The 8789-nt window shown below is 72.6% G+C and carries 10 protein-coding genes; 3 read left to right on the plus strand and 7 right to left on the minus strand.

The genetic code is table 11. The features are described from left to right. Nucleotides 1-662, plus strand: a 662-nt coding sequence (locus AB0M52_RS25870; protein ID WP_363958649.1) for a sterol carrier protein domain-containing protein, incomplete at its 5' end; no start/stop codon positions are given. 101 nt (nucleotides 663-763) lie between these two features. Continuing rightward, on the plus strand, nucleotides 764-1087 hold the full coding sequence (locus AB0M52_RS25875) for a hypothetical protein (RefSeq protein ID WP_363958654.1): 324 nt from the start codon (nucleotides 764-766) through the stop codon (nucleotides 1085-1087). A gap of 160 nt (nucleotides 1088-1247) precedes the next feature. On the opposite strand, the gene AB0M52_RS25880 is transcribed toward AB0M52_RS25875, so the two are convergent. The 4 genes from AB0M52_RS25880 to AB0M52_RS25895 form a co-directional block, all read right to left on the minus strand. Beyond that, nucleotides 1248-1715, minus strand: a complete 468-nt coding sequence (locus AB0M52_RS25880) for a ribose-5-phosphate isomerase (RefSeq protein ID WP_363958657.1) — start codon at nucleotides 1713-1715, stop codon at nucleotides 1248-1250. A gap of 67 nt (nucleotides 1716-1782) precedes the next feature. After that, on the minus strand, nucleotides 1783-2988 hold the full coding sequence (locus tag AB0M52_RS25885) for a DUF1015 family protein (protein ID WP_363958660.1): 1206 nt from the start codon (nucleotides 2986-2988) through the stop codon (nucleotides 1783-1785). 103 nt (nucleotides 2989-3091) lie between these two features. Further along, nucleotides 3092-3397, minus strand: a complete 306-nt coding sequence (locus AB0M52_RS25890) for a hypothetical protein (protein ID WP_363958663.1) — start codon at nucleotides 3395-3397, stop codon at nucleotides 3092-3094. Nucleotides 3398-3526: 129 nt separating this feature from the next. Continuing rightward, nucleotides 3527-4150 carry a DsbA family protein gene (locus AB0M52_RS25895; protein ID WP_363958666.1) on the minus strand — a complete coding sequence of 208 codons (624 nt, stop codon included), beginning with the start codon at nucleotides 4148-4150 and terminating at the stop codon, nucleotides 3527-3529. A 217-nt stretch (nucleotides 4151-4367) separates the two neighbouring features. On the opposite strand from AB0M52_RS25895, the gene pepN reads away from it, so the two are divergent. Continuing rightward, nucleotides 4368-6917 (plus strand): aminopeptidase N, encoded by a 2550-nt coding sequence (gene pepN, locus AB0M52_RS25900; RefSeq protein WP_363958668.1) that lies wholly within the window; start codon nucleotides 4368-4370, stop codon nucleotides 6915-6917. Between the two features lie 63 nt (nucleotides 6918-6980). Here the strand turns inward: pepN and AB0M52_RS25905 are convergent, their stop codons facing one another. The 3 genes from AB0M52_RS25905 to AB0M52_RS25915 form a co-directional block, all read right to left on the minus strand. After that, nucleotides 6981-7394, minus strand: coding sequence for a DUF5130 family protein (locus AB0M52_RS25905; protein WP_363958670.1), 414 nt, complete (start codon nucleotides 7392-7394; stop codon nucleotides 6981-6983). Next, complete coding sequence (locus AB0M52_RS25910) at nucleotides 7381-7665, minus strand: hypothetical protein (protein ID WP_111213367.1); 285 nt, start codon at nucleotides 7663-7665, stop codon at nucleotides 7381-7383. Before AB0M52_RS25910 ends, AB0M52_RS25905 begins: the two co-directional genes overlap by 14 nt. A gap of 70 nt (nucleotides 7666-7735) precedes the next feature. Beyond that, nucleotides 7736-8789: amidase (locus AB0M52_RS25915; RefSeq protein ID WP_363958673.1), on the minus strand; the 1054-nt coding region annotated here is incomplete at its 5' end.

An 8789-nucleotide genomic window follows, 5' to 3' on the forward strand; every position in this document is an offset into this window, starting at 1 on the left:
GGTGGCGGTACGTGCTGGGTGACCCGGAGTCGCAGCGCGGCGGCGCCACCGAACGGCGGGTGGTGCTGCACGAGGGTCCCGACGGCGTCGACGGGTACGGCCTGTTCCGCACCAAGGGGGAGTGGGACGGCGCCGGCCCGAAGGGGTTGACCAGCGTCGACGAGGTGGTGGCGACCAGCGTCGCGGCGTACCGGGCGATCTGGCGGATGCTGCTCTCGATCGACCTGACCCGACAGCTGTCCTTCCTGCGGGCGGCGATTGACGAGCCACTGCTACGGCTGGTCAACGAGCCGCGCCGGCTCGGCGCCCGGCTGGTCGACGCGCTGTGGGTACGGGTGGTGGACGTACCGGCCGCGCTCGCCGCCCGGCGCTACGCCACCGACGTCGACGTGGTCATCGAGGTGACCGACGACCTGCTGCCGGAGAACACCGGCCGGTGGCGGCTGCACGGCGGGCCGAAGACGGCCACCTGCACCCCGGCGACCGGCCCGGCCGACCTGGCCTGCGACGTACGCTGCCTGGGCGAGCTGTTCCTCGGCGGCGCCGAGCTGACCGCACTGGCCGACGCCGGCCGGGTGCGCGAGTTGCGCCCCGGTGCTCTCGCCGCAGCCGGACCCGCCTTCACCTGGCACCGCGCCCCGTCCGCCATGGAGATCTTCTAACCCTCTCGCCGCGCCGCCCCCGTGCCGCCGCGCCTCGTTTCTGGGCATCGGGGCGGCGCAGGCAGGGACGCGGGAAGGTGGGTCGGGGGTACGGTCGGAGAGTGGCGGACGAGGGGCGACGACGGCGACGGCACCGGCACCACGGCGGGCAGGACAGCAGTGGGGACGTGGACGCGACCGCGACCACCGCGGGGGTACACGACGGCGGTGACCCGGCTCGCGGACGGCGCAACGGCGCCGCCGATGAGGGCGAGCGAGGGCTGCGCGGGCTGGTCGGCTCCGGCTCGTCACAGGTGAGCGTGACCGCGGCGATGCGGGCCCGGGACGCTGCCCGCCCCACCGACGAGGATCTCGCCGCGGCGGCGGCGCGGATCGTCATCGTGCGGCGCAACTGGACCCCCCGCGACGAGCTGCCCCGGCGCTGACCCGACGGACCCCGCGAAGGGGTGCCGGCAACATGCAGGGAGATCACGCTCGATCCTGGATCGAGTGGCCTCAAGCGCACGGCGAAGCCACCCCATCCAGGATCGAGCGTGATCATGCTGGATCGTTCCCGAGCCGGGGTGTGAGCCGGGCCGGGAGGGGTCAGGGTAGTTCGGGCAGCTGCTGGGTCTGCTCGTACTCGGCCACCTGGGCGATGCGGCGGGCGTGCCGCTCGCTGCCGGAGAAGGCGGTGGTCAGGAACGCCTCGACGATGGCGGTGGCCTCGTCGAGGGTGTGCTGGCGGGCCCCGACGGCGACCACGTTGGCGTCGTTGTGCTGCCGGCCCAGCTGGGCGGTCTCCACGCTCCAGGCCAGCGCCGCCCGCACCCCGGCCACCTTGTTCGCGGCGATCTGCTCACCGTTGCCCGAGCCACCGATGACCACGCCCAGGCTGCCCGGGTCCGCCACCACCCGAGTGCCGGCGTGCAGGCAGAAGGCCGGGTAGTCGTCGTCCGGGTCGTAGGCGTGCGGGCCGACGTCGACCACCTCGTATCCCTCCTTGGCGAGGTGGTTGGCCAGGTGAACCTTCAGCTCGAAACCGGCGTGATCGGATCCCAGGTAGACGCGCATACCGCGCAGTCTGTCAGGCCCGTCCCGCAGCGCACCGTGGGGGCGGTACGGGGGGACGGGCGCCACGTCAGCCGCGGTCCGGCAGCTCGGCGACCACCAGCCCGCCGCGCGCCTTCGGGGTGAACCAGGTGCTCTTGCGCGGCATCTTCTCCCGGGCGAGGTTCACCGCGACGAAGTCGTCGACGGTCACCGGCGCGACGAGGATGGCCAACTCGGCCCGCCCCGCCTCGACCTCACCGGTCAGCCAGCTCGCCGGATAGTCGCCGCCGACGTAGGTGATCCGCTTGTCACCCGGGTCCAGCCCGAGGGCGTCGCGCAGCAGCAGCCGCTCGACCAGGGCGTGGTCCAGGTTCTCCAGCCGGCTCGCGCCGGTGTGCGGCAGCGTCACCGCGTACGCCTGGCCGGGGAGTTGAAGCACGACGGTGCCGCTGGCCGCCGGGACCTCGACCGGGCCGTGCACGCCGGTGATCTGCGCGCCGGCCGCGCGGAGCCGGTCGAGCAGCTCCTCCGGCGTGGTGGTCAGCTCGCTGACCAGGCGGTTGTAGGGCTGGATGGCCACCGAGGCGGGCGTCGTGACGACCGCCAGGAAGCGGGGCAGGGACCCGGTCTGGGCGGCCAGGCTGCGGTGGTTGCCGTCGGCGACGACCAGCTCACCGCCGCCGGCCAGCGCGGTCAGCTCCTGCTGCTGCGAGCCCGGCCCGACCAGCCAGATGGCGTGCGTGCGCCCGGCCTGGTCGGTGTCGGTCGCGGCGGGCGCGCCGGCCGCGTCGGCGGCCGCCGCGAGCGCGGCGTGCAGCTCGTCGCCCCGCCCGGTCTGCAGCAGCAGTACGGGCGAGAGCAGGTGTCCCAACGCCTCGGCCAGGGCGACCCGCTCGCGCACCTTGGCGATGAAGACGTCCTCGTTGCGGATGACCAGGCCCGGCTCGTCGGCACGGGTGGAGATCTGGCCGGTGTCGACCATGGCGAACAGGCCGTACGCCGGCTGCTCGCCGGGCGCGCTGATCCGGTACAGCACCACCACCTGCTCGGCCGGGGTGTAGCTGCCGTCGGCCTTCGCCTCGGCGAGCCGGCTGACCGCGTCCGGCAGGGCGTCGCCGAAGGACTTACCGAGGCTCTCCGGTGCCCGGTGGGGCATCTCGATGCCGAGGGCGCTGTGCGGATTCGCCTCGATGATCGCGGTGATCTCCGCGTCGTCGGCGAACTCGTCGTAGTTCTGCGCGCCGGTGCCGCCAGTGGTGATCCAGGCCCGGGTGATCGGGTGCACGACCGTCATGACCGATCACGCTACCGGCGGCCGACCTGGCATCGCCGCCGGACCCACACCTCGTCCACCAGATGAATCGAGGGAGGCCCTTGTCAGCGGTGGAGGACCCCGGTCAACACTCGGGCTCGGCGGCCCGCCGGTGCCGACCGGCGGGTGCCGGCACCACGGCGGGACGACCGGCGGGCAGCGCCCGCGGTCCCTGGTTACGAGTCTCCTGGCCGGGCGGGGTCAACCGCGAGGTGGCCGGTACCCGGGCGACACCCACCACGCTCGGCCGAGCCAGCACGCCGGCGGTGTTCCCCGACCGCTCTCGGCGGGGAGCCGGCCAACGCCGGTCGCCGTCCGGCCGGGACGTCAGCACACCGGTGCTCTCCTCCCGACTCTGGAGATCGTCACCGAACGCACGATGCTTGGCCATCTGGCTGCCTCCACGAGCTGCGGACTGCGGCCAGCGGGCACGGATGCGGCCCGCCGGGATCGCTGCGGACACCCGGTCAAACGAGCCCGTGAAGTAGCCGGTGACGCCCGCCCGGCCCTTCCTTGCACCTCAGTCGAAGATGGGGTCGAGGTCGCGGCTGCGCTTGAGTTCGAAGAAGCCGGGGGTACCGGCGACCAGCAGAACCCCGTCCCACAGCCGGCCCGCGGCCTCCCCCTTCGGCGCCGGGGTGACCACCGGCCCGAAGAAGGCGACCGGCCGTCCGTCCGGGCCGGGCGCGTGGACGACGGGGGTGCCGACCTCGGTGCCGACCGGACGCATGCCGGCCTCGTGGCTCTCCCGCAGCGCCGCGTCGAGACCGGTGTCCTCGGCGGCGGCGGCCAGCGCCGGGTCCAGCCCGGCGTCGGTCAGCGCGGCGCGGTACAACTCCGGCCCGAGCTTCTCCTTGCCGAGGTGGATCCGGGTACCGAGGGCGGTGTAGAGGGTACGGAGGGCGTCCGACCCGTACCGCTGCTGCACGGCGATGCAGACGCGTACCGGCCCCCAGCCGGTCCGCATCAGTTCCTGGTACTGCTCGGACAGTTGCCGGCCCTGGTTGAGCACGGACAGGCTCATGACGCGGAACCGGACGTCGACCTCGCGGACCCGCTCCACCTCCAGCAGCCAACGGGAGGTGAGCCACGCCCACGGGCAGATCGGATCAAAAAACATGTCGACGTCGACACGCTCGTTCACGGTGAGGCCCCTTCGCAACGGTGACGCCGACACAACCGGCGTACCTCCGATCTTTACTCCGCCGGGGGCTGGCCGGGCGAAGATCGACCGCGTGACCTCGCCCACCACCGGGTCCCCTCACATGCAAGACTCGACCGGACCGGCCGTCACGGACGGTCAACGGACGACGCGGCCGCGGCGTACGGCGAGAGTGGGATGGAGACGAACAGTGCCGGGAGTGCGCAACCTGACACAGGTCGAGGCGACCGAGCGGGCCCGCCTGCTCGACGTGACCGGGTACGACATCAGTCTGGACCTGTCCAGCGCCGTCCAGGCGGCCGATGGCCGAACCTACCGATCGACCACCGAGGTGCGCTTCAAATGCGCCGAGCCGGGCGTGAGCACGTTCATCGAGGTGGCGGCGGACTCGGTGCGCTCGGCGACGCTCAACGGCGACCCGGTCGACCTGACCGGCTGGTCGGCGGCGAAGGGGCTGACGCTGACCGGGCTGGCCGGCGAGAACACGCTGGTCGTGGACGCGGACTTCGCGTACTCGAACTCGGGGCAGGGCCTGCACCGCACGGTCGACCCGGTGGACGGTGAGACGTACCTCTACAGCCAGTTCGAGACGGCGGACGCGCAGCGGACCTTCGCGTGCTTCGACCAGCCGGACCTGAAGAGCGTCTACACCTGGCACGCCACCGTTCCGGAGCACTGGAAGGTGATCTCCAACATGCCGGTGGAGCGCGAGGAGGCGGCGGGCAACGGCCTGAAGACCCTCCACTTCGCCGAATCACCGCGGATGAGCACCTACATCACCGCGCTGTGCGCCGGGCCGTACCACGAGGTGCGGTACACCCACGACGGCATCGACCTGGGTTACTTCTGTCGCGCCAGCATGGCGCAGTACCTCGACTCCGACGACCTGAACCTGGTCACCACGCAGGGCTTCGACTTCTTCCACGAGCAGTTCGAGGTGCGTTACCCGCTGCCCAAGTACGACCAGGTCTGGGTGCCGGACTTCAACGCCGGCGCGATGGAGAACTTCGGCTGCGTGACGCACGCCGAGTCGCACTACCTGTTCCGCTCGCAGGTCACGGACTTCGAGTACGAGCAGCGGGCCAACACGATCCTGCACGAGCTGGCGCACATGTGGTTCGGCGACCTGGTCACCATGCGCTGGTGGAACGACCTGTGGCTGAACGAGTCGTTCGCCGAGTGGGCCAGCCACTGGTGCAACACGCACGCCACCCGGTTCACCGAGGCGTGGACGACGTTCCTGTCCATCCGGAAGAACTGGGGCTACCGGCAGGATCAGCTCTCCTCGACCCACCCGGTCTACTGTGAGATGCCCGACCTGGAGGCGGTCGAGGTCAACTTCGACGGCATCACGTACGCCAAGGGCGCCAGCGTGCTCAAGCAGCTGGTCGCGTACGTGGGCGAGGAGCCGTTCCTGGCCGGGCTGCGGGCCTACTTCGCCCGGCACGCCTGGGGCAACGCCACCTTCGACGACCTGCTGTCCGAGTTGGAGACCGCCTCCGGCCGCAAGCTGCGTACGTTCGCCGCGCAGTGGCTGGAGACCGCGCAGGTCAACACCCTGCGGCCGGAGCTGACCATCGGCCCGGACGGCGCGTACCAGCGGGTGCTGGTCCGCCAGGATGCCCCGGAGGGGTACCCGACGCTGCGTACCCACCGGATCGGCGTGGGCCTGTACGACCTCACCGACGGCCGGCTGGTGCGCCGGCAGCGGTACGACGTCGACATCGACGGTGAGCTGACCGAGCTGACCGAGCTCGCCGGTGTGCCCGCGGCCGACGTGCTGCTGCTCAACGACGACGACTTCACCTACGCCAAGCTGCGGCTGGACGATCGGTCGATGGCGACGGTGGTGCAGCACATCGCCGGCTTCGACTCGTCGCTGGCGCGGGCGCTGTGCTGGACCGCCGCGTGGGACATGACCCGCGACGCGGAACTGGCCACCCGCGACTACGTGGCGCTGGTGCTGGCCGGGTTGCCCGCCGAGACGGACATCAACCTGGTCACCGCGACCCTGCGCCAGGCCAGCAGCGCGCTCACCTTCTACGCCGATCCCGCCTGGGCACCGACCGGGTGGGCGGAGCTGGCCCGCACCGCGAAGGCCGCCCTCGCCGCCGCCGACCCGGGCAGCGGCTTCCAGTTGGCCTGGGCCCGGGCGTTCGTCTCCGCGGCCCGCTCCGATGAGGACCTGGCGGTCCTGCGCGGCTGGCTGGACGGGACGGAGGTGACGACCGGGCTGACCATCGACACCGAGCTGCGGTGGAGCGTGCTGCAGGCGCTGGTAGCCAACGGGGTGGCCGGTGCGGCGGAGATCGAGGCCGAGCTGACCACCGACAAGACGGCCAGCGGCGAGCGGGAGGCCGCGTACGCGCACGCGCTGGTGCCGACCGAGGAGAACAAGGCGGTGGTCTGGGCCCAGCTGACCGGCCCCGAGGCGCTGCCGAACTGGCGGCACCGGGCGCTGCTGCAGGGCTTCAGCCACCCGGCCCAGGTCGAGCTGATCGCGCCGTACCGGGAGCGGTACTTCACCGCGGTGGGGCAGGTCTGGTCCAGCCGGGACAGCGAGCCGGCGCAGGAGTTCGCGATGCTGGCGTACCCGGCCTATCTGGTCGAGGACGACACGGTCGCGGCCACCGACGCCTGGTTGGCACAGGAGGGTCACCCGGCGCCGCTGCGTCGGCTGGTGGCTGAGGGCCGCGACGGCGTGGTCCGGGCCCTCGCCGCCCGGATCAGGGACGCCCGCAGCGCCTGACCCCTGACCCGACAGAGCCCGGCCCACTCGGTGGTGGGCCGGGCTCTGTCGTACGGGAAGTGGTCAGCCCTTGCCGGCGTACCGGGAGAGCTGGTCGAGGCCCTGGATGACCCCGCCGGCCAGGTCGCCACCGCCGAAGGCCGCCACCATCGACAGCGCGGCGATCTTGGCGTACGTGTCCGGGACACGCTTGCGGGCGTACCTGCCGGTGACGATCTCGAGCTGCCGCTGGTTCGGCGAGATCGCGATCAGCACCGAGCGGTCGGGCTCGGCGAGCTGCCGGTGCAGCCGCTCGGCGTGCTCCCGGACCGGCTCGTCGAGGCCGCCCACGAAGACCGAGAAGTCCAGGCCGGTCGTCTGATCCGCCAGGCGGAGCGCCTCGTCGATGCGCAGCAACTGACGGGTCGAGAACGGCCCGTCGAGCACGTCGGGCGGAGTAGCCGTCCCGGTCTCGGGCTGCTTCTCACCAACGGTCACTTGCGCCTCCGGTTCCACCGGCCGGCGCCTCGATGCCGGCCTGCTCCTGCTTGCGGCTGGTCAGCGCCGGCGCCTGTGCCCCCGCTGCCAGCGCGGTGCCGGCCGAGTCGGCCAACTCCTCCGGCCGGCCCAGGAACCACACTGGCGTGAAGCTGAACGGCCGGCCCGGCCGGTAACGCTTGGCACCGCCGCCACCGCCACGGCTACCCGCGTAGACGAGCCCGGCGATCACCAGCACAACGGCCGCCGGGATGCCGACGAAGACCAGCAACGTGTCGGTTACAGACAATCCCAACGCCCCCAGGCGGAAAGAGAGACCTTCGACCGGATCGGGTGGCTGGTCACCGCGGCGACCTCCCGACTCCGCTGCCACTCACGTTAGCGGAGCCCACGCTGCGCCAGACTGCGGGGTGGCGATCCCACCCGCCACTTGAACGCTCCAGCTGCGCAGCTGTCGCGATCAGTCTCGCGTCGTCGCCGTACCGGCCGGTGAGCAACACCCCGACCGGCAACCCCTCGGCGGTCACCCCCACCGGCAGCGAGACGGATGGTTCGCCCGTGACGTTGAAAACCGCGCAGTACGGGGAGAATCGGCGTTGCCGGTCGAAGTCCTCCTCCGGGGTGCGCCCCTGGGTGAACCAGCCGACCGGGGCCTGCGGGGCCGCCAGGGTCGGGCAGAGCAGCAGGTCGCAGCCGGCCGTGCGGCGGACGCCGAGGCGCACCTGGGCCTGGATCTCACCCAGGGTGGCGGTGAGGGTGCCGGCGGAGATCCCGGCGGCCCGGGACCGCAGGAACCGGGTCAGCGGCAGCAGCTCGCCCTCCCGCTCGGGCGGCACCGGCGCGAGCGCGAGGACGTACCAGACGATCTCGAACAGCGGCCATACCTGCGGGCCGAGCGGCGGTGGCACCTCGACCACCTCGTGGCCGGCGGCGGTGAGCACTGCGGCGGCCCGGTCCACCGCGGCGACGCAGTCCGGGTGGACCGGTTCGTCGGCGAGCATCGCGGCGGTGAACCGGCCGATCCGCAGCCGCCCGGGCGCGGCGGCGCGCGCCGCGGCCAGGTAACCGCCCGCGGGTGGCGCAGGCGGCAGGTACGGCTCGCCGGGCACCGGCTCGGCCAGCACGTCGAGCAGCGCGGCCACGTCGGCGACGGTCCGCCCGATCGGGCCGCTGATCGGCAGACCGAAGCCGCCGAAGCCGAGTGGGCCGCCGGAGACCAGGCCACGGCTGGGTTTGTAGCCGATCAGGCCGCACAGCGACGCCGGGATGCGCAGCGAGCCGCCGCCGTCGGAGCCTTGGGCCACCGGCACCAGGCCCGCGGCCACGGCCGCCGCCGCGCCACCGCTGGAACCACCGGCGGTGTACGCCAGGTCCCACGGGTTGCGGGCCGGCGGG

The sequence above is a fragment of the Micromonospora sp. NPDC051296 genome, assembly GCF_040682255.1.
GTDB lineage: Bacteria > Actinomycetota > Actinomycetes > Mycobacteriales > Micromonosporaceae > Micromonospora > Micromonospora craterilacus.

Coding starts and splice junctions, on each gene's coding strand:
- AB0M52_RS25880 (WP_363958657.1), bottom strand. CDS start 1,715: ATGCGCGTCTACCTGGGATCCGATCACGCCGGTTTCGAGCTGAAGGTT.
- AB0M52_RS25890 (WP_363958663.1), bottom strand. CDS start 3,397: ATGGCCAAGCATCGTGCGTTCGGTGACGATCTCCAGAGTCGGGAGGAG.
- AB0M52_RS25885 (WP_363958660.1), bottom strand. CDS start 2,988: ATGACGGTCGTGCACCCGATCACCCGGGCCTGGATCACCACTGGCGGC.